Origin of the sequence: Polynucleobacter sp. MWH-Jannik1A5 (assembly GCF_018881795.1) — a bacterium.
Taxonomy (GTDB): domain Bacteria; phylum Pseudomonadota; class Gammaproteobacteria; order Burkholderiales; family Burkholderiaceae; genus Polynucleobacter.
In genome coordinates this window covers 496,371-520,466 of sequence record NZ_JACVPQ010000001.1, presented here as the reverse complement: position 1 = coordinate 520,466, position 24,096 = coordinate 496,371, and the positions used below count along the sequence as shown (strand labels likewise).

The following is a 24,096-nucleotide window of genomic DNA, read 5'->3' as shown; positions in this document are numbered from 1 at the left end:
GTTACGATGTCACTTATGCAATCTTTTGGTAAACCTTCAATCCTGATTATTGGCTGCGGAGATATTGGTCTTCGGGTAGCCAAGCAGCTATCGCGAAGCCATCGTGTTTTTGCACTTACTTCTCAGCAGGGTCGCTTTCAGGAGTTGAGGGAGGTAGGCGCGACTCCTATTTTGGGTAACCTGGATAAACCAGAGTCTTTATGGCGCCTGGCCGGTTTAGCGCAAACCGTGATTCATTTGGCACCACCTCAAAATAGTGGAAATCGCGATTGCCGAACCCGCAACCTAATTCGAATTTTAGCCCAAGGCTCTAATGCCGTCAGGCGCCTGATCTATATCAGTACTACAGGTGTCTATGGGGATCATCGGGGTGCAAAGGTGAGTGAAATTACTCCGGTAAACCCCCAAAGCGAGCGTGCCAAAAGAAGGGTGGATGCTGAGCAAGCAATTCGCTTGTGGGGGCCTGCAAATGGTGTAGCGGTAACGATTTTGCGTGTCCCTGGTATTTATGCCGCTGATCGTTTGCCAATAGAGCGCTTGGAATCTCAAACTCCGGCGTTGCTACCTGAGGAAGATGCTTACTCCAATCATATTCACAGCGATGATTTAGCTAGATTGGTGTGTGCGGCGGTGTATCACGGAAAACCTCAGCGCATCATTAATGCCTGCGATGGTGGCGAAACGAAGATGGGCGATTACTTTGATGAAGTCGCAGATGCCTTTGGGCTAGAAAGACCGACTCGATTGCCTGGTAATGAATTGCAGAAAATCGTTAGCCCAATGCTGTGGTCATTTATGCGCGAGTCTCGTAGAGTAACTAACGCTCGCTTACCTGAGTTAAAAACACCACTACGCTATCCAAGCGTAGGACATTTTCTAAAAACTATTTCCAAGAATCCTTAAGGCCAACCGTACGGTTAAATACTGGCTTGCCAGGTTGGCAATCTTTTTGATCGGCAACAAAGTAACCGTGGCGCTCAAACTGAAAGCGATCTTCAGGCTTAGCATCTTTCATGCAGGGCTCTAAATAAGCAGCAATGGTTTGCTTGGAGTTTGAGTTGATTGCATCCAGGAAATTCTTATCACCGCTGTCTGGATGAGGGTCGCTAAAGAGGTGGTCATAAAGACGCACTTCTGCAGGTATAGCCTCGGCAGCGCTAATCCAATGAATATTACCTTTGACCTTGTAATTATTGGAGCCTGGCGTCCCGCTCTTGCTGTCTGGGAAGTGGGTAACGTTTACTTGCGTCACATTGCCTTGAGCATCAGTTTCAAAGCCTGTGCACTCGACTACAAAGCCATGGCGTAAGCGCACACGACTGCCAGACTGATCACCAATTGGTGGATACAGTCTAAAGAAGCCCTTGATTGGTTCTTGCATAAAGTCATCTGCTTCAATCCACAACTCGCGTGTGAAATTAAACTCACGATTACCCCATTCTGGATGATTGGGGTGACGTGGTGCAGAGCATGCCTCTTTTGCTGAGGCATCAAAGTTTTCCACTACAAGCTTGAGTGGTTTCAGTACTGCAGTAGCGCGTGGTGCTCTGACTTCAAGATCATCGCGAAGCGCTTGATCAAGAGTGCTCATATCAATCCAGCTGTCTGCCTTAGAAACGCCAATTCGCTCACAGAACAAACGAATACTTTCAGGGGTATAGCCGCGACGACGGATACCTACGATGGTTGGCATACGCGGATCATCCCAGCCCTCAACATGCTTTTCTTCAACTAGCTGCAATAACTTGCGTTTGCTGGTGATCGTATAAGTCAGATTGAGGCGAGCGAATTCGTATTGATGTGGCACTGGATCTTTAAATACGCCTAATTCTTTTAGAGAATTCACAATCCAGTCATAAAGCGGACGATTGTTCTCAAACTCCAGTGTGCATATGGAATGGGAGACGTTCTCTAGCGCATCAGAGATGCAATGGGTAAAGTCGTATAAGGGGTAGATGCACCACTTGCTGCCGGTACGGTGGTGATCGGTATGGCGGATGCGATAAACCACAGGGTCACGCATCACGATATTCGGATGCGCCATATCAATCTTTAGGCGAAGAACATGCTCACCATCTTTGAATTTTCCATCGCGCATCTCGCGGAATAGCTTGAGATTTTCTTCTGGGCTACGATCGCGAAAAGGACTATTTTTACCTACTTGCCCAAAGTTGCCGCGATTGGTGTGGATATCATCAGCACTCTGACTATCAACATACGCTTTGCCATTTTCAATCAAGATTTCGGCAAACTCATAGAGGCGATCAAAGTAATCGCTTGCATGATAGAGGTGAGTTCCCCAATCAAATCCTAGCCACTTCACTGCATCCAAAATGCTATCAGCGTACTCAACATCTTCTTTGACTGGGTTGGTATCGTCCAAACGCATATTGCAGCGCGCACCGCCAGATTGATTGTTGTAATCAGCAGCCAAGCCAAAGTTCAGGCAAATACTTTTGGCGTGGCCAATATGTAGGTAGCCATTTGGCTCAGGCGGGAAACGAGTGATGATTGAAGGGATAGCCTCACCAGCTAAATTAGTACGCTGTGAAAAAGCGCCGCTTGCTAAGTCATGATCAATGATCTGACGTAAGAAGTTAGACGGTTCGGCTACAGCGCCGGCATTGGCTTTAGAGGGTTTGCTATCTTGTGACATAGCCACATTGTAGAGAAAACCCTTGGCCCATAAAGAAAAAGCCCGCAAACTGCTGCGGGCCTGTTTCTGGAGAGGTGGCGGGAATTAATCTTCCACAAACGCCTCTTCGCGAGTCTTCTTCACTGCTGGCAGAGCCACGATCACTACCAGAAGGGCTGCTGCAATGAGTAGACCTAAGGAAAGTGGGCGGGTTACAAAAGTGGAGAAGTCACCACGGGATAACAGTAGGGCGCGACGGAAGTTCTCTTCCATCATTGGTCCAAGTACGAAGCCCAACAACAATGGAGGTGGTTCGCAACCCAATTTGAAGAACAGGTAACCAATCAAGCCAAAGCCTGCGGTTACATAAACATCAAACACAGTGTTATTTACGGTGTACACGCCGATACAGCAGAACACCAAAATTGCTGGGTAGAGGAAGCGATAAGGAATCTTCAAGAGCTTTACCCAAATACCAATCAAAGGCAAGTTCAAGAGAATCAACATCACGTTACCAATCCACATGGAGGCGATCAGGCCCCAGAACAAAGCTGGGTTGCTGGTCATTACCTGTGGACCTGGTTGAATGTTATGAATGGTCATTGCGCCAACCATCAAAGCCATCACCGCATTTGGTGGGATACCCAATGTGAGCAATGGAATGAATGAGGTTTGAGCAGCAGCATTGTTTGCTGCTTCAGGACCGGCAACACCCTCAATCGCACCTTTGCCGAATTCATTGCTGTACTTGGAGGTTTTCTTCTCAACAGAGTAGGCGCCAAATGCGGCTAATGCAGCGCCACCGCCTGGCAGAATTCCCAAAACAGAACCAATCGTTGTGCCGCGCAAAATCGATGGAACCATGCGCTTCAAATCGTTCTTGCTGGGTACCATGCTGGTGAGCTTATTGAGGAAACCCTCGTCGTCACCGGTCTTCTCAAGGTTACCCATGATTTCTGCAAAGCCAAATACGCCCATGGCAACTGCAACGAAGCCGATACCATCGCTGAGCTCAGGAATATCAAATGCGTAGCGTGACACACCAGAGTTCACGTCGGTACCAATCAAGCCCATTAAGAGACCCAAGATGATCATGCCAATCGCTTTGATCAAGGAGCCGGATGCCAATACCACTGCACCAATTAAGCCCAAGACCATTAACGAGAAGTACTCGGCGGGACCGAACTTAAATGCGAGTTGGGAAAGCGGCGCTGCAAAAGCTGCCAATACCAAAGTAGCTACGCAACCTGCAAAGAAGGAGGCGGTACCCGCGGTAAACAAGGCAACACCGGCTCGGCCATTGCGGGCCATTTGGTAGCCATCGATCGCAGTTACCACCGACGACGTCTCCCCCGGAATGTTGAGCAAAATCGCAGTGGTCGATCCACCATATTGTGAGCCATAGTAAATACCAGCCAACATAATTAAGGCGGCAATTGGAGGCAGCGCATAGGTGGCAGGCAACAGCATCGCAATCGTTGCAATTGGGCCAAGGCCTGGCAGTACGCCAATCAATGTTCCCAAGATACAGCCGATCAGGCAGTACAGAAGATTTTGTAGCGTGAACGCGGTATCAAAACCGAGAGCTAAGTTAGCAAATAAATCCATTTTTCAGAGTCCCGGTTCGTTATTGTTGTAGGAATACAGGCAGGAGTGGGAACTGAAGTTTCAGGCCCAACACAAAAACTGAATAAGTAAATGTCACTAAGAAGGCTGCATTAATAGCAGTACCTTTCCAGGTAAATTCTCTGCTGGCGCTAGCGGCAACAAAAACCAATACGACTATGGCAACCAAGAATCCCATGCGTGGAAGCAATAAGCCATAAAGCACTACTGCGCCAGTAATTTGCGCCATGATGCGCCAATTAAATTTAGGGATGGATTCAATCGCTGCTTTGGCACCAAAGGCCTTAACTGCCACTAAAAGGCCTAATAGGAACATTAAGATGCCTAAATAGAACGGGAAATAGCCTGGACCCATTTTGGCAGCAGTTCCCATTGGGTAGTTTGTGGCCATGATGGCGAAGAAGAGGCCAATGACCATATACATGATCCCGGCCCCAAAATCCCGTTGATTGCGAATTTTCAAGTTGCTCTCCTTGTTGTCGACTTAACTGCCGATTTTTATTGATGTTGTGGGATTGTAAGGCAGGTTTGGGGCTTCTTACCTAGCGTTTGCCCTAGGCTAGTGCCAATGCGATAATTATCGGCATGAAAGTCTCCCAAATTCGCCAGGCTTACCTGGATTTCTTCGCCCAAAAAGGCCACCAAATCGTCCCGTCCAGCCCGGTAGTTCCGGGGGATGATCCAACCCTGCTATTTACCAATGCAGGTATGAACCAGTTTAAGGACGTGTTTTTAGGTTTTGATAAGCGCCCCTATAACCGTGCCACGACTGCCCAAAAGTGCATCCGGGCAGGTGGAAAACACAATGACTTAGATAACGTGGGCTATACCGCCCGCCATCACACCTTTTTTGAAATGCTCGGAAATTTCTCTTTTGGGGACTATTTCAAGAAGGAAGCCATTCAATTTGCCTGGGACTTATTGACTCAGACTTTTAAATTGCCCAAAGAAAAACTCTTGGTTACCGTCTACGCAGAAGACGATGAAGCTTTTGAGATTTGGAATAAGCAGATTGGCATTCCAGTCGATCGCATCATTCGCATTGGTGACAACAAGGGTGGGCGTTACGCATCAGACAATTTTTGGATGATGGGTGATACAGGCCCATGTGGACCTTGTACTGAAATTTTTTACGATCATGGCGATCATATTGCTGGCGGCCCTCCTGGAAGCCCAGATGAAGATGGTGATCGTTATATCGAAATTTGGAATAACGTGTTCATGCAGTTCAACCGAGATGAAGCAGGCGTGATGCATCCGCTGCCTAAGCCAAGTGTTGATACGGGCATGGGTCTTGAGCGTATTGCGGCAGTCTTGCAGCATGTTCACTCCAATTATGAAATCGACCTCTTCGTCAATCTACTCAAGGCTTCTAAGGAAGCTGTAGACGCTGCTGGGGGTGAAAATTGTGATGCGAACAGTCCCTCACTTAAAGTAATCGCTGACCATATTCGCGCATGTAGCTTCATCGTAGTGGATGGCGTGATTCCGGGTAATGCTGGGCGTGGGTATGTTCTGCGTCGTATCGCGCGTCGTGCAATTCGTCACGGTTATAAACTCGGTGCTCGTAAACCATTTTTCTATCAGTTGGTTCCAGCGCTTGTTAAAGAGATGGGTGATGCCTATCCAGAGTTGCGTGCTGCGCAAGATAAAGTCAGTGAAGTTATCAAGCAAGAAGAGGAGCGCTTCTTCCAAACGATTGCTAACGGCATGGAAATTTTGGATGGTGCTCTAGCTGGCGGTGCAAAAGTAGTTGATGGTGAAACTGCATTCCGCTTGCATGACACTTTTGGCTTCCCGTTGGATTTAACGGCTGACGTTTGTCGTGAGCGTGGCGTGACAGTGGATGGCGAGGGCTTTGAAGTAGCGATGCAAAAGCAACGCGATCAAGCTAGGGCAGCTGGTAAGTTCAAAGTGGCCCAAGGCTTAGATTACAAGGGTACACCTACCCAGTTTCATGGCTACGACACCTTAAAACATGAGGGTGCTCAAGTGACTGCCCTTTATGTGGATGGTTCAGCAGTGTCATCCGTTAAAGCGGGTGATGCGGCCGTGATTGTTTTAGATAACACTCCTTTTTACGCAGAATCTGGTGGTCAGGTTGGCGACAAAGGCGAACTCCGTAATGAAAGTATCCGTTTTGCCGTAGAGGATACTTTCAAGATTCAAGCGGATGTATTTGGTCATCAGGGCGAAGTACTTGAGGGCGAGCTCAAAGTGGGTGATGTACTCAATGCAATCGTGGATACCCAACAAAGAACCGATACGATGCGCAATCACAGCGCGACGCATATCTTGCATAAAGCATTGCGTGAAGTATTGGGCGATCATGTTCAGCAAAAAGGTTCTTTAGTGGATGCCAATAAGACCCGTTTTGACTTTACGCACAACGCACCGATAACTGCGGAGCAAATCCGCCGCATTGAAGATATTGTTAACCAAGAGATTTTGGAAAATACAGCAACTTCAGGCAAGGTTATGTCTTTGGATGATGCGCAAAAGACAGGCGCCATGATGCTCTTTGGGGAGAAGTACGGTGATGAGGTGCGCGTGCTCGAGATCGGCTCTTCTAAAGAGCTCTGTGGTGGCACGCACGTATCACGTACCGGAGATATTGGTAGCTTAAAGATTGTTTCTGAAGGCGGTGTTGCTGCTGGCATTCGTCGCGTTGAGGCAGTGACTGGTAATAATGCATTGCAGTTCTTGCAAGGCTTGGAAGACAAAATTAATGAAGCTGCAGCGATTCTGAAAACCCATCCGGGTGATTTAGTGAATCGTGTGGCACAGCTCCAAGAAAGCCTGCGCCAAGCTGAGCGTGAGTTAGAAAAAGTGAACTCCAAACTAGCCGCAAGCCAGGGTGATGAGTTGGCTGGACAAGCAATTGACGTCAATGGCATCAAAGTGCTTGCTGCTCGTCTGGATGGCGCAGATGCGGGTGTGCTTCGTGAAACTATGGATGCTCTCAAAGCTAAGCTCAAGACTGCCGCCATTGTGTTGGCATCAGTTCAAGGGGGTAAAGTGAGCTTGATTGCTGGCGTAACCGCTGACTCGATTGGCAAAGTGAAGGCAGGTGATCTCGTGAACTTCGTTGCGCAGCAAGTGGGTGGTAAAGGTGGCGGCAAACCAGAAATGGCAATGGCCGGCGGCACTGATCCAAGTAAGTTAGGCGCTGCTTTGGCAGGCGTTAAAGATTGGGTAGCAAGTAAATGAATGAATCAGTGAACATTGCCTTTAATGCAGAAGTAGATGCCATTGGCATGAACTGTCCATTGCCTATCCTGCGCACCAAGAAAGCTTTGGCAACCATGCAGTCTGGTGAAGTCTTAAAGATCAAGGCAACCGATGCTGGTGCTGCTCACGACTTTCCGGCTTTTGCTAAACAAACTGGAAACGAGCTAATTGCCAGCACTACTGAGGGCGATGTATTGGTATTTTTCATGAAGCGCAGGTAGTAGCTTTCAATCACAATAAAAAAGGCAGAGAGATCTCTGCCTTTTTTATTCCGCCAATAAAAATTTAAGTCAATGAACGGCTCTTAAGGTAAGCAGCAAAGTCAGCAGAGACTTCGGGGTGGCGCAGGGCAAACTCGACAGATGCTTTGAGGTAGCCCAGCTTGCTGCCGCAGTCATAGCGTACGCCATCGTATTCATAAGCAAATACTGGCTCTTCTTTGAGTAAAGAGGCAATCGCATCGGTCAGCTGAATCTCTCCACCTGCACCAGGCTTGAGATTGCGAATATGAGTAAAGATATCGGATGAGAGAACATAACGTCCTACTACTGCCAAATTAGAAGGCGCGTCCTTTGGTTGTGGCTTTTCCACAATGCCGTTCAGGCGATAGATGCCTTTGGCGACTTCGGCGCCAGAAACGATTCCATAAGAGCTGCTCTTGGCAGGATCAATCTTTTCAACCGCTACTACAGATCCATTTTGCTCTTCAAAAACTTTTAGCATTTGCTTGAGAACCGGAGGTTGACCATCTAACAAGTCGTCCGCCAAGATGATGGCAAATGGCTCATCACGCACCAACTTCTCTGCACACAAAACCGCATGACCTAATCCAAGCGCTTCAGGTTGGCGAACATATACGCAATCTACGTGGCTAGGCTTAACACTACGAACGATATCGAGAAGAGCCTGCTTATTTTTAGCCTCTAATTCAGCTTCGAGCTCATATGCTTTGTCAAAGTGATCTTCAATGGCACGTTTGCTGCGACCAGTCACGAAAATCATTTCAGTAATGCCGGCAGCAATTGCCTCTTCCACGGCATATTGAATGAGGGGCTTATCCACCACATTCAACATTTCTTTCGGGCTAGCTTTCGTTGCTGGTAAAAATCGGGTACCCAAGCCCGCAACAGGAAAGACTGCTTTGGTGACGGCTTTGGTGCTTAACGGCATATGGCTTCCAATCGCTTTATTTGGCTGCTGATTATTTCAGACGCTCTAATTGTGCTACAAGTTTCTCGTGATTTTGTTCAAAACCAGCAAGACGTTGCTTTTCCTGAGCAACCACGTCAGCTGGTGCGCGAGCGACAAAGCTTTCATTGCTTAGTTTGCCCTTGGCTTTATTAATCTCATTGGCTAAGCGCTCAATCTCTTTGCCAAGGCGAGTGCGCTCAGCGGCAACATCTACTTCAATCTTTAGCAAGAGCTTAATATCACCAACTAGCGCAATAGGCGCTCCTGGAGCGTCTTTTTCTAAGGCGGATTCATCGCTGTAGATTTTGACTTCAGCTAACTTTGCTAGCGCTGTTAAATAAGGCGTGGCTTTTTCTAGGAATGCTTGTGGTCCATATATCCAAAGCGGCACTTTTTGACCTGGTGGAACTTGCATCTCGCCACGAAGATTTCGACACGCATCCACAATCGCTTTAACCTGCGCTACCCAAGCTTCGCTTTGCTCATCAATCTTTTCTGGTTGAGAAACGGGGTAAGGCTGGAGTGCAATGGTCTGCTTAGCTTGCTTGGCCAATTCTTTACCGGACTTCGGCCCAACGGTTTGCCAAAGTGTCTCGGTGATAAATGGGATCAATGGATGCGCCATGCGCAAGATCGTTTCCAGAACGCGCAATAGGGTGCGACGCGTAGCGCGCTGCTGAGCGGGCGTACCCGTTTGTAGCTGCACCTTGGCGAGTTCCAAGTACCAATCGCAGTACTCATCCCATACGAATTGGTAAATGCTGCTCGCAATATTGTCAAAGCGATAGTTTTCAAAGCCCTTGGCTACATCGGCCTCAGTTCTTTGGAGTTGGGAAACAATCCATTTATCGGCGGCTGAAAAATCTAGATACCCCTCTGGGCCGCATTGGTTGTCACAAGGCGCTAGACCGTTGTCCTCATCATTGCCGGAGCAGTTCATGAGAACAAAGCGCGTGGCATTCCAAAGTTTGTTGCAGAAATTGCGATAGCCTTCGCAACGCTTTTGATCGAAGTTGATATTTCGACCCAGCGAGGCTAAAGAAGCAAATGTAAAGCGTAAGGCGTCTGTACCAAATGCCGGAATACCATCCGGAAATTCTTTCTTAGTCTTCTTGCTGATGCTCTCAGCTTGCTTAGGATTCATGAGTCCGGTAGTTCTCTTGCCTACCAACTCTTCAATCTGAATACCGTCAATCAAATCAATTGGATCCAAAGTATTGCCTTTGGACTTACTCATTTTCTGACCTTCAGCATCACGAACCAAGCCATGAACATAGACGGTATGGAACGGTACCTTTCCGGTGAAGTGGCAGGTCATCATGACCATGCGCGCCACCCAGAAGAAGATGATGTCAAAGCCGGTAACCAGGACAGATGAAGGTAGGAAGTGATTTAAAGCAGGTGTTTCATCGGGCCAGCCTAAAGAGCTAAATGGCACAAGCGCAGAGCTAAACCAGGTATCCAGAACATCGGGATCGCGGCTGAGTTTGCCGGTGTAGCCCGCTGCTGCAGCCTTAGCCTTAGCCTCTTCCTCAGAACGTCCTACAAAAATCTGCCCGTCATCGCCATACCAAGCGGGGATTTGATGGCCCCACCAGAGTTGACGAGAGATACACCAGTCTTGAATATTAGCTAACCACTGGGTATAGGTATTAATCCAATTTTCTGGCACAAGTTTGATGTCGCCCTTAGTTACAGCATCTAAAGCAGCGCCAGCGATTGATGAGCCTGGTTGATATTTATTGTCTGGACTTGGTTTGGACATTGCCACAAACCATTGGTCAGTCAACATTGGCTCAATGATGGTTTGGGTGCGGTCACCACGTGGCACCATCAACTTATGCGGCTGCACTTTTTCTAATAAGCCAGCAGACTCCAAATCAGCAACTACTTGTTTGCGTGCTGCAAAACGTTCCATGCCTTGATAGGCAGCAGGAGCATTCTCATTAATCTTGGCATCCAATGTGAGGATGTTAATCATTGGTAGTTGATGACGTTGACCTACTGCATAGTCATTAAAGTCATGCGCAGGAGTCACCTTTACAACGCCAGTGCCAAAGTTCAAATCAACATAGTCATCTGCAATGATCGGAATTTCACGATCACACAATGGCAGGTTAACGGACTTGCCAATGAGGTGTTTATAACGCTCGTCTTCTGGGTTCACCATGACGGCAACGTCGCCCAGCAAGGTTTCAGGGCGAGTGGTAGCAACAGTGAGATGGCCTGAGCCGTCGGTCAATGGGTAGCGGATATGCCACATTGAGCCATCTTCTTCTTCGCTCACCACTTCCAGATCGGAAACTGCGGTGCCTAAAACTGGATCCCAGTTCACCAAACGTTTGCCGCGATAAATCAAGCCTTGTTCGTGTAGGCGGACAAATACTTCAACTACTGCCTTGGACATTTTGCTGTCCATCGTGAAATATTCTTTACCCCAATCAATCGACGCCCCGAGACGACGAATTTGTCTAGTAATCGTATTGCCAGAAGTTTCTTTCCACTCCCATACTTTTTCTAAAAATTTCTCACGGCCTAAATCATGACGAGATACTTTTTGGGCGTCGAGTTGGCGTTCAACAACAATTTGAGTAGCAATGCCAGCGTGGTCGGTGCCAGGCACCCAGAGGGTATTTTTGCCAGACATTCGAGCATGGCGCACCAGGCCATCCATGATGGTTTGGTTAAAGGCATGACCCATGTGCAGGGTACCTGTGACATTTGGTGGGGGGAGTTGAATGGAGAAATCACCCTTACCCTCATCCATCGTGGCATCGGCAATACCGCGACGCTCCCACTCTGGACCCCAGTAGGCCTCTATCGGGGCGGGTTCATAGGATTTAGCGAGCTCGTCCGCAGAGCTGGCCGCTGGTGAATTAGGGGTATTTGAGGCGTTTGGCATAAGAGGCAAATTATAATTGGGCTGATGTACTCAGACTTGCTCGCGAACCTCAATCCAGAACAGCGCGAGGCAGTGACCCTCCCGCCCGTAAATGAAAATGGCCAAGCCCAATCTGCCTTGATTTTGGCTGGGGCAGGGAGCGGTAAGACCCGCGTACTCACCACCCGTATAGCCTGGTTGATACAGACTGGCCAGGTATCCCCTATTGGCGTCTTAGCGGTGACCTTTACCAATAAGGCTGCTAAAGAGATGCTGCTGCGTCTTAGCGCCATGTTGCCTATTAATACTCGCGGGATGTGGATTGGCACCTTTCATGGCCTGTGTAACCGATTATTAAGGGCGCATCATAAAGAAGCAGGCTTACCATCCACTTTTCAGATTCTAGATACCCAAGATCAACTCTCGGCAATTAAGCGCCTTTTAAAGGGCCTAAAGGTTGATGATGAAAAATATCCTGCAAAGCAATTGCAATACTTTATTGCTCATGCCAAAGAGCGCGGTCAACGTGCAAAAGATTTATCGGTGGGGGATGACTTTCAAGCCAAGATGGCGCAACTCTATGCTGCTTATGATGAGCAATGTCAACGCGAAGGCGTCGTTGATTTTGCTGAACTCCTACTACGTAGTTATGAATTGCTTAAACATAGTGAAGCTATTCGTACGCATTACCAAGAGCGCTTCCGTCATATTCTGATTGATGAGTTCCAAGATACCAATGCCTTGCAATATGCATGGCTTAAATTATTGTCAGGTCATGATGCTAGCCGTATCAATGTCAGTGGTATGGGCAGCAGCTCCGTATTTGCTGTAGGTGATGATGATCAAAGTATTTATGCTTTCCGCGGCGCAGATGTGGAAAACATGCGTCTTTATGAAAAGCAATATCACCCACTAATGGTGAAACTTGAGCAGAACTATCGATCACACGGCCATATTCTGGACACTGCAAACCATCTAATTGCCAATAACTCAGAGCGTCTTGGCAAAAACCTACGCACCGATGCTGGTCATGGCGAGCCGGTCCGAATTTATGAGGCCCCTAGCGATCATGCCGAGGCTGCTTGGTTGGTAGATGAGATCAAGACTTTAGTAAATAGCGGCATTAAACGTACTGAAGTAGCTTTGCTCTATCGTAGTAACGCTCAGTCACGCATCATTGAGCACGCTTTATTTTCTGCAGGTATTCCGTATCGTGTGTACGGTGGTTTACGCTTCTTCGAGCGTGCTGAAATTAAACATGCGCTTGCCTATCTCCGTTTGCTTGAGAATCCAAATGACGATACCTCTTTCTCACGAGTGGTGAATTTCCCAACCCGTGGAATTGGTGCGCGCTCAATTGAGGCCTTACAAGATGCTGCCAGAGCACAGCAATGCTCCTTGTACTTAGCAGCCTCCTCTCTAGAAGGTAAGGCGGGTGCAGCGCTTGGTGGTTTTGTACGCTTAGTGGATCACATGCGTGAAGCAACGCGTCACAATACCCTGCCAGAAACTGTTGAATTTGTGATTCAGCATAGCGGCTTGATTCAGCACTACCTTTCAGAGCGCGAAGGCCAAGACCGTGTAGAAAACTTGCAGGAATTGATCAATGCAGCAACGGCATTTATTGCCGAAGAAGGCTATGGCCAAGATGCGGCTGCTGCAATGTTGCCAGGTGAGAATGCTCCTGGCGTTGTGGAGGTCTCTCCACTGGCTGCGTTCCTATCCCATGCCTCATTAGAGGCTGGGGATAACCAGGCTCAAGCAGGTCAGGATGCAGTCCAGCTGATGACTGTGCATTCAGCTAAAGGCTTAGAGTTCACCTCTGTCTTTATTACCGGCCTAGAAGAGGGTTTATTTCCCCACGAGAACAGCGTAAACGAACAAAATGGCTTAGAGGAAGAGCGTCGCTTGATGTATGTGGCAATTACCCGTGCCAAAGAGCGTCTGTACTTGTCACATACCCAATCACGTATGTTGCATGGGCAGGTTCGCTACAACATGCCTTCTCGCTTCCTTGAAGAGCTTCCTTCTGATTCATTGAAGTGGCTCACCCCTAAGGCAAGAGACGCTCGCTGGGGTGGAGGCAATTCCAGAACTGGATCTACTTGGCAAGATGGATATACCCGTCAGCGCGAATACGAATCCAATGACTTCTTTGATTCTGGGTCTGAACGTCAGAGACCTGCTAAGCGTGTTGGCTCTGCTTCAATGGAAGTGAAAAGATTAGCCTCACCTCCGCGTGGAAATTACCCATTCACTATCGGACAAAATGTGTTCCACACTAAGTTTGGTGAGGGGCGTGTTACGGGCTTAGAAGGTGTTGATGCTGATGCAAGAGCGCAAGTGAATTTCAAGCGTCACGGCATTAAATGGCTACAGTTGAGTATTGCGAAGCTTGCTGCGATTGACTAAAGAATTTAGTTAAACAGGCATCACGACTTCATTGTCAGTGAAGCAAGCTTTCCAGGTCGCATAAAAAGAGCAGTGCATCATGGTGAGTCCCGCCATAGAGATGGGCGCAATGATGTACGAGGCTACTTGCCCCAAATTAATGGCATCAAAGATCATGCCAATAGTTAATGGGATGGCAATCAGAATTGCGCTCCAAATCGACAGGTACAAAAAGAATGCGGCTTTATTGGACCAGCACGCTAGGGCGCTTGAGAATAGGGCTTGAGGCACTGACATATCCTCCCACGCAACTAGCACTGGTGAAAACCACATTAGCATTGCCACTGGTACATATAGCATCGCGCCAAAGAAGAGCACTAAGTAAACCTGACGGAGTGCTTCTGGAGTAATGGGTTTATCAGTAGTCATCAGTGGAAGTAGCAGCTCAAAGTCAACTAAGAGGCTTAAGATAAAGCTCAGTAAAACAATCATGGCTGCATACACTAAGCCTAGTTGCAAAATTCTTTTACGAATCATTTGCCCTGACTTTAAGGCGACTATGTAAACCGAAGGTTTAATGCGCTCTTTTTGAATGGCTTGGCGGCAAGCTGTCATGAATCCTACTGATAAGGTCGGCGTCAGCAGTAACACTGCAAACACACCAATGACTGGGATGATGACTGCCAGCTGAGCGGCGAATACATACATAAATACGAGCATTAAGAATCCCAAAGGGTTCTGTTTGAAAAGCCAAATACCCTGTCTAATCCAGGTATAGCCTTCTTTTGGAGCTACATAATTTAGTTTCATAGGGATCGACGACTTAAAAGAATGCGTTCAAAGTGCATGGGATCATGTGGTGTCAGCATTTGAGCGTCGCGAGGTAAATAGAAATCCCACAATCTAGAAACCCAGAAGCGTAATGCTGCTGCACGTAGCATGAGAGGCCAGCTCGTTTGCTCTTCTTTAGTCAGAGGGCGAACAGATTGGTAGGCCTTCATAAATGCATCTAAGCGTGCAGGATCCAAATCTTGTTTGTTGTCGGCAAGACACCAATCGTTGGCGGTGACGGCAATATCAAATAACCATTTATCAGTGCCAGCAAAGTAAAAATCAAAAAAGCCGCCCAATTGATCTTGAGATGCATTTGATCCCTTAGGATCAAAGAGAACATTGTCACGAAAGAGGTCGCAATGACTGGCGCCTTGTGGCAAACCATCATAGGCGCCTGAAGAAAAGAATTCTTCTTGAGTTTTGAGCTCATGAATAATCAATTCTTTTTGAGAAGTATTTAAATGGGGCAGTACTGAAGGGATGGTTTTTTGCCACCAAGCAAGACTACGAAGATTTTCTTGGCTCTTTGGAAAATCTTTTCCAGCAAGATGCATCTTTGCCAACATCTCACCTACTAGCGCGCAATGATTGGCTTCGGGTTGCAGTCTGGAAAGACCTGGAAGCTTGGTAACAATGGCTGCTGGCTTACCTTTTAAGGCAAAGAGGATGTTGCCCTGATTGTTTTCAATCGGCTTAGGAACCGGGACGTTTTTGTTTGCCAGGTGGCGCATGAGCTCCAAGTAAAAAGGAAGCTGCTCTGCTGACAATCTCTCAAAGATGGTTAAAACATATTCTTGCTTCTTACCATCTTTGGTGGTGTCTAGGAAAAAATTTGAGTTCTCAATACCGCCATGAATACCGCGTATTTCAGTGGCTTGGCCAATATCGAAATCTTGATCAATCCATTGAGAAATATCCTCAAGCGCGATTGGAGTAAATACGGCCATAAACTAGATTAATTAACTAAGCTAAATGATTTTTATTTAAGAGGGATGCTAATGCTTGGAACGCTAATCAGATCCGTTTCTTTTGGTGGGCCAGGCATTACTGAAGTAGGTGGGGCCATTTCATAGCTTGTAAAGCGAGTTTTGACATCAACTTGGGTCGGGGCATTGACATCTTTATATTCAGTAACGGTGGTGCCGTTTGTATCCCTGTACTCAAAGTTGGGCTTGCGTTGCTCAGGAGAATTGAGGGCGCCAGCTGGACTAACGGTTGGTGCAAGCGGTTGATTGTTGATGCGGTTTAATTCTGATGGGCTTAGTGCCTGGCTGTTATTCTGAGCTAGAGCTGAAGTGGTGCTAAAAATTCCAAAAACCACCAAAAAGCCTGCAGTTGCAATGGTTTGGCTCAAGGAGTGACTCACTAAGTTCGTTAAATAATGCATTTTTTCACCTTTTTAAGCCTACTCTCGGACGGTTCCTTAACCAGACCTGTAGGCATTTCACAACTAGATTGTACGATTGCGGTATGACTAAACATAGACTCTTGTTGGTAGACGGCTCTAGCTACCTCTATCGCGCCTTCCATGCTATGCCAGACCTCAGAAATGGGGCTGGAGAGCCTACTGGGGCTATATATGGCATGGTCAATATGATGCGCCGAGCCCGTTCTGAGCTCAAGGCTGACCATATAGCCTGTGTTTTTGATGCCAAGGGCAAAACTTTTCGCGATGAAATGTACTCCGAGTACAAGGCCCATCGCTCACCTATGCCGGAAGACTTGGTCAAGCAGATAGAGCCTATTCATGCCATGGTCAAAGCATTAGGTTGGCCCGTACTCATGGTAAGCGGAGTCGAGGCGGATGACGTAATTGGTACATTAGCTTGTCAAGCGACGCAAGCCGGCTGGGAAACTATTATTTCCACTGGAGATAAAGATTTAGCGCAATTGGTAAATCCTTCTGTCACTCTGATCAATACGATGACGAATGAAAAGTTGGATATTGATGGCGTTAAAGAAAAGTTTGGCGTTCCTCCTGAATTGATCGTTGATTATTTATCTATCATTGGCGATACCGTTGATAACGTACCAGGTGTGCCTAAAGCTGGTCCTAAAACAGCAAACAAATGGTTGTCAGAATTTGGTAATCTCGATAACTTGATGGCCAACGCTGATCAGGTGAAAGGCGTTGTTGGCGAAAATCTGCGCGCTTCTTTAGATTGGTTGCCACAAGCGCGTCAACTGATTACCGTAAAAACCGATTGCGATTTATCTCCTCATTTACCTGGCTTAGATGATTTACATGCGAAGTCTGAAGACGCGCCTTTGCTGCGCGAATTATTTGAGCGTTACGCATTTAAGACTTGGTTGCGTGATGTAGAAAAGCAGCTTACAAGCCCAGATAATAAGGGCGATACAGTGACTTTTGATTTGGCAGGCAGCCCAATTTCCGCCGTAGAAAACGGAGCAGAGCAAGAAAAAAAGACACGTGTGATTGCGAGCGCACCAACCAAAGATTTGTCACAAGAAACTCGTGACTCGCAAGATGCAATCGAGCGCCATTATGAGTGCATTGTCGATGACGCGGGTTTAGAGAAGTGGTTAAAAAAGATTGAATCTTCTGCATTGACTGCGGTGGATACAGAAACTACTAGTCTTGATGCGCTTGCAGCAGAACTCGTAGGTATTTCTTTATCAGTCAAGCCAGGCGAGGCTTGCTACATTCCAGTTGCGCATCGTAACGGTGAAGTACAGCTTGATCGTGATGGGGTGCTGGCACGCATGAAGCCTTGGCTAGAAAGTGCGACGCATTTAAAGGTGGGGCAAAACCTAAAGTACGACGCACATATCTTTGCAAACTACGGCATCACGTTAAAAGGGGTTGCATACGATACCTTGCTAGAGTCATATGTGCTTGAGTCCCATCTCCCTCACAATATGGATAGTTTGGCTGAGCGTCATCTGGGTATGAAAACTATTCGCTATGAAGAGGTTTGCGGTAAGGGCGTGCATCAAATTGGCTTTGATCAGGTGGATTTGAAGATTGCAACAGATTACGCCGCTGAAGATGCCGACATTACCTTGCGCCTTCATTTAGAGTTGTGGCCCCAGATTCAGGAAAGCCCCGGTCTGCTCTACATTTATGAAAAGGTAGAAATGCCTGCCATGCGTGTACTGGGGATCATGGAGCGCAATGGCATTCGGATTGACTCTGAGCTGCTTGCCAAGCAGGGCCAGCAGGTGGGTAAACGTCTTTTGGAGCTTGAGGGAGAAATCCACAAGTTGGCAGGCCAACCTTTCAATATTCAGTCACCAAAACAAATCGCAGAAATATTGTTTGGACAGCTTGAGCTGCCGGTGATTAAAAAGACTCCATCAGGCGCGCCATCAACCGACGAAGAAGTTCTGCAGAAGCTCGCAGAGGATTACCCTCTGCCTGCACGCATCCTGGACTATCGTAGTTTGGCAAAGTTGATGTCGACTTATATTGAGAAGTTGCCTCGTATGGCTGATCCTAAGACGGGGCGCGTTCATACCAATTTTTCTCAGGCAACTGCCGTTACTGGCCGCTTAGCCTCAAGCGATCCAAACCTGCAAAACATTCCTGTTCGCACTGAAGAGGGTAGACGTATTCGGGAAGCATTTATTCCTGCGAAAGGCTGCAAATTATTGTCAGCTGACTATTCTCAGATTGAGTTACGCATCATGGCGCACATTGCTGAAGATGAAAATCTTTTAGCCGCTTTTAGAGATGGCAAGGATGTGCACCAAGCTACTGCAGCAGAAATCTTTGGCGTTGCTTTGGATGATGTGAATTCTGAGCAACGTCGCTATGCCAAGGTGATTAACTTTGGTCTGATTTATGGCATGAGTGCTTTTGGTTTGGCAGGTAATTTAGGTATTGAACGTTCAGCTGCGCAAAACTATATTGCTAAATATTTTGATCGCTATCCTGGAGTTGCTCAATACATGGAACGTACTCGTCTCGAGGCTAGAGAGAATGGATACGTTGAAACTGTCTTTGGGCGCCGTCTTTGGCTGCCTGAGATTAAGGGCTCCAATGGCCCCCGTCGCCAAGGTGCTGAACGCGCCGCTATTAACGCGCCAATGCAAGGCACTGCCGCTGACCTTATTAAGTTAGCCATGATTGCTGTTGAGGATTGGCTTGAAAAGGAGCAGTTAAAAACGAGAATGTTGCTGCAGGTACATGATGAATTGGTGTTTGATGTACCTTTGGATGAGATTGAGTTGCTACAGGCCAAGTTGCCGGATTTGATGTGCCATGTAGCTCAGCTAAAGGTGCCTTTAGTGGTTAGTATTGGGATTGGCGATAATTGGGAAGAGGCGCATTAAAAACCGCAGTAAAAATTCAAGCGAGGAGACAAGACAATGAGTAAAGAAATTCAAAATAGTCGACGCAATTTTATGAAGACATCAGCCATTGGAGCTACTGCAATCGGCGTAGGATTTGTGGCGGCATCTGAGCCAGTCATGGCAGCTGCCATTGAGACTGATTTCAAGGGGCTTAAAGTAGGCGAGCAGATGATTCCAGTGGGTAGCTTTCAAATGCCTGCCTATGTATCTCGTCCTGAAAAAGCAAAGGGTGCTCTACCTATCGTGATCGTGGTGAGCGAGATTTTTGGTGTGCATGAGTATATTGCTGACGTCACAAGACGTTTTGCCAAACTTGGCTATCTTGCAATTGCCCCAGAATTTTTTACTCGCGCTGGTGATCCTAATACCTATGGAACAGTAGCGGAAATTCAGCAAAATATTGTTGCTAAAACTCCGGACTCACAGATTTTGAATGACTTGCAGGCCGCATTAGTTTGGGCGGGTAAAAATGGTGGTGATCTTAAGCGTGTTGGCGTGACTGGCTTCTGTTGGGGCGGTCGTATTACTTGGCTCTCAGCTACTTTGCCGCAGGTGCGTGCGGGTGTGGCCTGGTATGGTCGAGTGATTGGTGAGAAGACGGAAAACAGCCCACGTCATCCAGTAGACATTGCTGCCGACTTAAAGGCGCCAGTGCTTGGTTTATACGGCGGTGCTGATACTGGCATTTCCTTGGAGAGTGTTGAGCAAATGCGCGCCGCATTGGCACAAGCAGCACCAAAAAATCCCGCTGCCAAAGCATCAATGATTGAAGTGTATCCAGATGCTCCGCACGCTTTTCATGCAGACTATCGCGCTACCTATCGTGAAGGTCCAGCAAAAGATGGTTGGGAAAAGTGCCTTGCTTGGTTTAAGAAAAACGGAGTAGCTTAATTAGCATGTCGGTTTTACAAAGTATTCTCTTGGTTACTGCCTTAGCAGGAACAGCTAGCGTCTTGGTAGCCGCTAGCTGTTCTTTATCAATGTTGTCCAAGATGGTCAACAATATGGTGAGCTTGTCGGTAGGTATTTTATTGGCTACCGCTTTACTGCATTCATTACCAGAAGCTTTTAGCATGGAGGGCGTGAGTCCTCAGCTACTTTTCGCTACTTTGCTAGCGGGCTTATTAGGATTTTTCCTGCTCGAGAAAATTGCGTTATTGCGTCATGATCATCACCATGAAGGGGATGGTCACCACCACCACCATGGCCATGATGCCGAAAACGCTGGTCGTAGTGGCTGGATGGTCTTAGTGGGCGATGGTATTCATAATTTTGTGGATGGCATCTTGATTGCCGCAGCTTTTATGGCGGATTATCAAGTCGGTATCTTTACTGCTATCGCCATCATTGCCCATGAGATTCCACAAGAGATTGGAGATTTCATCGTTTTGCTCAATGCCGGGTTCTCGCGAGCACGCGCTTTACTTTATAACTTTATTTGCGGCTTATCCGCAGTTGTTGGTGGTGTGCTGGCTTATTTCTTTTTGGAAAGAGCTCACGCGGCAATGCCATATTTATTGGTGATCGCTTCCAGTAGTTTTATTTATATTGCAGTCAGCGATCTCATTCCTCAAATGCATAGACGTCCGCATTGGGCGGAATCTTTACGTCAGACGATTTTGATTGCCTGCGGCGTAGGAATTGTTGTCCTGCTCTCGCTGCTGCATTAACGAAAAAAGTACACGCCTAGAGTTCAACTGGTCTTTTGGGGTCAGAGCACCACTCGCTCCAGCTACCCGCATATAGACGTGAACCTTTAAATCCTGCAAGTTCCATAGCTAGCAGATTATGGCAAGCAGTTACTCCAGATCCGCATTGGTGAATCACCTCAGAAGCTTTAATGGGGCCGATACATTCTGAAAATTCTTTAAACAATTGTTCCGGGGCTTTAAATGCAGTCGCATTGAGATTGTTTTTAAAAAAACGATTCATTGCGCCAGGGATATGCCCACCAACTGGATCTAGTGTTTCGTTTTGACCGCGGAAACGATCCTCACCTCTGGCATCAATGATTTTGTTTTTCTTTGATTCCAGGTTGGCGACAACCTCATCGACTAAAACCAGCCCCGCATAGGGCATGGGCGCGATCGCTTGGGTGCAAGGAGTGGGCGCTCTAGGAATCGATCCCATAGGGCCATTCCAGGCATCTAAGCCACCATCTAGTACGCGAACATTAGCGTGCCCTGTTGCTTTAAGCATCCACCATAAGCGGCTTGCATACACGGAGCCTTGTTTGTCATAGGCAACTACTAGTGTGTTTGGGCTGATGCCCAGACGAGTTTTGGTTTGAGCCCAGGCTTCTGGACTAGGAAGGGGGTGGCGTCCGTTACTACCAGTTTTATTGCCAGATAAATCTTTGTCTAAATCGATATAGATTGCGCCTGGAATGTGACTTTCTTCGTACGATTTTTTGCCGATCAAAGGATCAACTAAATCAAAACGGCAATCACAGAGCAAGACATTCTCGCCACTGTTAATGATTTCTTCTAACTGGTTAGCTGAGATCAGAGGAGTCATGATGCTTCCTATCTTTAGTGGCGAGAGTATTAGATAAAACTATAAAACCTGATTAGATTATGCGCCTTCAAAATTCATGACGCGGCGATACCATTCATGAAAGTGTTGCATGCCATCTTCCATTGGGCTTTGGTATGGACCCACCTCATTAATGCCGCGTGCATACAGTGCAGCGCGACCTTGATCCATGCGCTCACCAATTTCATCATCTTCGATGCAGGTTTCCATATAGGCGGCACGTTCAGCTTCAACAAATTCGCGCTCAAACAGTGCAATTTCTTCTGGATAGTAGAACTCCACAATGTTGCGAGTTTTACCTGGCCCCATGGGGTGCAGTGTGGATACACATAACACTCCTGGATACCACTCCACCATCACATTAGGGTAGTAGGTAAGCCAGATAGCGCCGTGGCGTGGGGCTTTGCCGTCAAATTGACGTAGTACTGCCTCGTGCCAATTGCGATAGGTTGGCGAGCCTGGCGTCTTAAGATCTTTGTGTATGCCAACAGTTTGTACGCTATGCCAATCGCCAAACTCCCAATGTAGATCTTCGCATGAAACAAATTTGCCTAAGCCTGGATGAAATGGCACAACGTGATAGTCCTCGAGATACACCTCGATGAAAGTTTTCCAGTTGTATTTGCAGTCATGCACTTCAATATGATCAAGCACATAGCCATCAAATTTGAGATCGTCAGCAACACCGAGTTTGGCAAGATCAGCTCGTACATCGCGTGGGCCCTCAAACAGTAAGCCTTGCCAATTTTGCAAAGGAGATTTGCCAAGATTTAAACAAGGCTTATCTTCAAAGTGTGGTGCGCCTAATAAGTTACCGTTTAAATCATAGGTCCAGCGATGTAAGGGGCAAACAATATTGTCTGCTTTGCCGCGACCATTAAGCATGAGTGCTTGACGATGACGGCAAACATTTGAAAGTAGTTCTACGCCAGCTTCATTGCGAACGAGGATGCGCCCCTCATTTTCTGCGCTTAAAGTTTGATAGGAGCCAACTTCAGGCACCATGAGTTCGTGGCCAACATAGCCAGGACCCTGCTTGAAAAGCAGTTCAATTTCCCGCTGATACAAGTCAGCGTCAAAATATGCCGAAACCGGCAGTTGTAGATTGGACGGCGCAAGCTTCTGCGCGGTAGCCAGATTAGTCATTCTCCCCACCCCCGAAAACGTCAGCCGAAGCTAAGCGGAATAACCAATCCAACCATCGACGGATCGATATTGGAAAGGAAGGGGTGGATTATACCCATCTGAGGGGCTTCTCGCTTTAATATGTAGGGCTATCCGTGTGGGAAATACGAAGGAAACGAGCTTATGGCAACCAAGAAGTCTGAGAGTCAAAAACCCGGTCTAGAGGTCCAAGTTGACCCAGATCTGCGCTACGAGCAGGCAGTAAAAGAGCTCGAAAAGCTCATTTCTGACATGGAATCTGGAAAATTTTCTCTAGAAGAAACCTTGCTTGCTTATCAACGCGGCGCGGCTTTACTAAAACATTGTCAAACTATGTTGGCTCAAGTTGAGCAACAGGTGCGAGTGTTCGAGGCTTAATGAATACTGCTTTTCAATTTCAGGAGTGGGTCAGTTCGCACTCTAAGCGAACTGAGTTGGCGTTAGATTGCTTACTTGATTCTGCTCATACTACTCCTCATCGTTTGCATGAGGCAATGCGCTATGCGGCGCAAGGTGGCGGCAAACGTATTCGACCATTATTGGTTTATGCGGCGGGTCAACTGGGAAATCAGACGGATGTCGCACACGCAGAGTCTTTGGATGCAGCTGCTGTTGCGATCGAATCTATTCATGCTTACTCATTAGTTCATGATGATTTACCTTGTATGGATGATGATGATTTGCGTCGTGGTCGTCCAACGGTTCATAAAGCTTTTGACGAAGCAACTGCATTATTGGTTGGGGATGCATTGCAAACCCGCGCTTTTGAAATCCTTGCTAATGCAAACTGCGATGCGCAGGTACGCCTAAAAATGATTGCCGCTTTAGCTGCTGCCTCGGGATCACGAGGTATGGCTGGTGGTCAGGCAATTGATTTGGAGAGCGTTGGTAAAAAGTTGGACCTCCCAGGTCTTAAGCAAATGCATGCCATGAAGACGGGCGCTTTGTTGTCATGCGCAGTGGAATTAGGGGGTATTTGTGCGTACCTCAGTCCTGAGCAAATGGCTCATCTAGCCAGTTATGCAAAAGCCCTGGGATTAGCGTTTCAGATTGTGGATGATGTATTGGATGCCACTGCGGATAGTCAAACATTGGGCAAGACCGCTGGCAAAGACGCTGCGGCCAATAAGCCCACCTATGTGACCTTGATGGGTTTAGACTATGCGCAGAAGCAGGCTAAAGAGCTACAAGAGGTAGCTATCGCCAGTTTAGATAGTTTTGGCGCATCAGCGCAGGCATTAAAAGATTTGGCTCTCTTGGTTGTCAATCGCGGCAAGTAAGAAAGAAACAA

The 24,096-nt window shown here is 47.3% G+C and carries 19 protein-coding genes; 9 read left to right on the top strand and 10 right to left on the bottom strand.

The genetic code is table 11. From position 1 onward, the window contains the following. Nucleotides 1-6 precede the first annotated feature (6 nt). Entirely contained in the window at nucleotides 7-903 is an 897-nt protein-coding gene (locus ICN23_RS02570; RefSeq protein ID WP_370624747.1) for an SDR family oxidoreductase, read from the top strand. Here the strand turns inward: ICN23_RS02570 and ICN23_RS02565 are convergent. The 3 genes from ICN23_RS02565 to ICN23_RS02555 form a co-directional block, all read right to left on the bottom strand. After that, a complete protein-coding gene (locus tag ICN23_RS02565; RefSeq protein WP_216230784.1) occupies nucleotides 884-2,656 on the bottom strand; it encodes a glutamine--tRNA ligase/YqeY domain fusion protein in 1,773 nt (590 codons plus the stop codon). The two genes, ICN23_RS02570 and ICN23_RS02565, sit on opposite strands and share 20 nt — an antisense overlap. Before the next feature lie 84 nt (nucleotides 2,657-2,740). Continuing rightward, nucleotides 2,741-4,243 (bottom strand): tripartite tricarboxylate transporter permease, encoded by a 1,503-nt coding sequence (locus tag ICN23_RS02560; RefSeq protein WP_216230783.1) that lies wholly within the window; start codon nucleotides 4,241-4,243, stop codon nucleotides 2,741-2,743. A 19-nt stretch (nucleotides 4,244-4,262) separates the two neighbouring features. Beyond that, nucleotides 4,263-4,724, bottom strand: a complete 462-nt coding sequence (locus ICN23_RS02555) for a tripartite tricarboxylate transporter TctB family protein (protein WP_216212359.1) — start codon at nucleotides 4,722-4,724, stop codon at nucleotides 4,263-4,265. 122 nt (nucleotides 4,725-4,846) lie between these two features. Here ICN23_RS02555 and alaS point away from each other — a divergent pair, with 122 nt between their 5' ends. Together alaS and ICN23_RS02545 are read left to right on the top strand one after the other, a co-directional pair. After that, nucleotides 4,847-7,471, top strand: coding sequence for an alanine--tRNA ligase (gene alaS / locus ICN23_RS02550; RefSeq protein ID WP_216230782.1), 2,625 nt, complete (start codon nucleotides 4,847-4,849; stop codon nucleotides 7,469-7,471). 14 nt (nucleotides 7,472-7,485) lie between these two features. After that, the gene (locus ICN23_RS02545) at nucleotides 7,486-7,713 is read left to right on the top strand and encodes a sulfurtransferase TusA family protein (protein ID WP_216231882.1); all 228 of its coding nucleotides are present in this window, start codon (nucleotides 7,486-7,488) and stop codon (nucleotides 7,711-7,713) included. Nucleotides 7,714-7,777: 64 nt separating this feature from the next. Here the strand turns inward: ICN23_RS02545 and galU are convergent, their stop codons facing one another. After that, the gene (gene galU, locus ICN23_RS02540) at nucleotides 7,778-8,662 is read right to left on the bottom strand and encodes a UTP--glucose-1-phosphate uridylyltransferase GalU (protein WP_216230781.1); all 885 of its coding nucleotides are present in this window, start codon (nucleotides 8,660-8,662) and stop codon (nucleotides 7,778-7,780) included. A gap of 31 nt (nucleotides 8,663-8,693) precedes the next feature. Beyond that, a complete protein-coding gene (locus tag ICN23_RS02535) occupies nucleotides 8,694-11,585 on the bottom strand; it encodes a valine--tRNA ligase (RefSeq protein ID WP_216230780.1) in 2,892 nt (963 codons plus the stop codon). A gap of 24 nt (nucleotides 11,586-11,609) precedes the next feature. On the opposite strand from ICN23_RS02535, the gene ICN23_RS02530 reads away from it, so the two are divergent. Next, nucleotides 11,610-13,976 (top strand): UvrD-helicase domain-containing protein, encoded by a 2,367-nt coding sequence (locus tag ICN23_RS02530; RefSeq protein WP_216230779.1) that lies wholly within the window; start codon nucleotides 11,610-11,612, stop codon nucleotides 13,974-13,976. A 9-nt stretch (nucleotides 13,977-13,985) separates the two neighbouring features. Here ICN23_RS02530 and ICN23_RS02525 read toward each other — a convergent pair whose 3' ends face one another. The 3 genes from ICN23_RS02525 to ICN23_RS02515 are packed head-to-tail and all read right to left on the bottom strand — an operon-like array spanning nucleotide 13,986 to nucleotide 16,143. Further along, nucleotides 13,986-14,765: a BPSS1780 family membrane protein gene (locus ICN23_RS02525; protein ID WP_216230778.1), complete on the bottom strand. Its 780-nt coding sequence runs from the start codon at nucleotides 14,763-14,765 to the stop codon at nucleotides 13,986-13,988. Continuing rightward, the gene (locus ICN23_RS02520) at nucleotides 14,762-15,736 is read right to left on the bottom strand and encodes a homoserine kinase (RefSeq protein WP_216230777.1); all 975 of its coding nucleotides are present in this window, start codon (nucleotides 15,734-15,736) and stop codon (nucleotides 14,762-14,764) included. Before ICN23_RS02520 ends, ICN23_RS02525 begins: the two co-directional genes overlap by 4 nt. 32 nt (nucleotides 15,737-15,768) lie before the next feature. Next, nucleotides 15,769-16,143, bottom strand: coding sequence for a hypothetical protein (locus tag ICN23_RS02515; protein ID WP_255532680.1), 375 nt, complete (start codon nucleotides 16,141-16,143; stop codon nucleotides 15,769-15,771). A gap of 116 nt (nucleotides 16,144-16,259) precedes the next feature. Here ICN23_RS02515 and polA point away from each other — a divergent pair, with 116 nt between their 5' ends. The 3 genes from polA to ICN23_RS02500 are packed head-to-tail and all read left to right on the top strand — an operon-like array spanning nucleotide 16,260 to nucleotide 20,776. Continuing rightward, nucleotides 16,260-19,085, top strand: a complete 2,826-nt coding sequence (gene polA, locus ICN23_RS02510; protein ID WP_216230775.1) for a DNA polymerase I — start codon at nucleotides 16,260-16,262, stop codon at nucleotides 19,083-19,085. 36 nt (nucleotides 19,086-19,121) lie between these two features. Next, nucleotides 19,122-19,997, top strand: coding sequence for a dienelactone hydrolase family protein (locus ICN23_RS02505; RefSeq protein WP_216230774.1), 876 nt, complete (start codon nucleotides 19,122-19,124; stop codon nucleotides 19,995-19,997). A gap of 5 nt (nucleotides 19,998-20,002) precedes the next feature. Then, nucleotides 20,003-20,776, top strand: coding sequence for a ZIP family metal transporter (locus ICN23_RS02500; protein ID WP_216230773.1), 774 nt, complete (start codon nucleotides 20,003-20,005; stop codon nucleotides 20,774-20,776). A gap of 16 nt (nucleotides 20,777-20,792) precedes the next feature. Here the strand turns inward: ICN23_RS02500 and ICN23_RS02495 are convergent, their stop codons facing one another. Further along, on the bottom strand, nucleotides 20,793-21,623 hold the full coding sequence (locus ICN23_RS02495) for a sulfurtransferase (RefSeq protein WP_216230772.1): 831 nt from the start codon (nucleotides 21,621-21,623) through the stop codon (nucleotides 20,793-20,795). A gap of 57 nt (nucleotides 21,624-21,680) precedes the next feature. Continuing rightward, complete coding sequence (locus ICN23_RS02490; RefSeq protein ID WP_216230771.1) at nucleotides 21,681-22,787, bottom strand: SRPBCC family protein; 1,107 nt, start codon at nucleotides 22,785-22,787, stop codon at nucleotides 21,681-21,683. Between the two features lie 162 nt (nucleotides 22,788-22,949). Between ICN23_RS02490 and xseB the strand changes: the two genes are divergently transcribed. Both xseB and ICN23_RS02480 read left to right on the top strand, forming a co-directional pair. Then, nucleotides 22,950-23,183 carry an exodeoxyribonuclease VII small subunit gene (gene xseB, locus ICN23_RS02485; RefSeq protein ID WP_216230770.1) on the top strand — a complete coding sequence of 78 codons (234 nt, stop codon included), beginning with the start codon at nucleotides 22,950-22,952 and terminating at the stop codon, nucleotides 23,181-23,183. Then, on the top strand, nucleotides 23,183-24,085 hold the full coding sequence (locus ICN23_RS02480; RefSeq protein ID WP_216230769.1) for a polyprenyl synthetase family protein: 903 nt from the start codon (nucleotides 23,183-23,185) through the stop codon (nucleotides 24,083-24,085). Before xseB ends, ICN23_RS02480 begins: the two co-directional genes overlap by 1 nt. Nucleotides 24,086-24,096 lie beyond the last annotated feature (11 nt).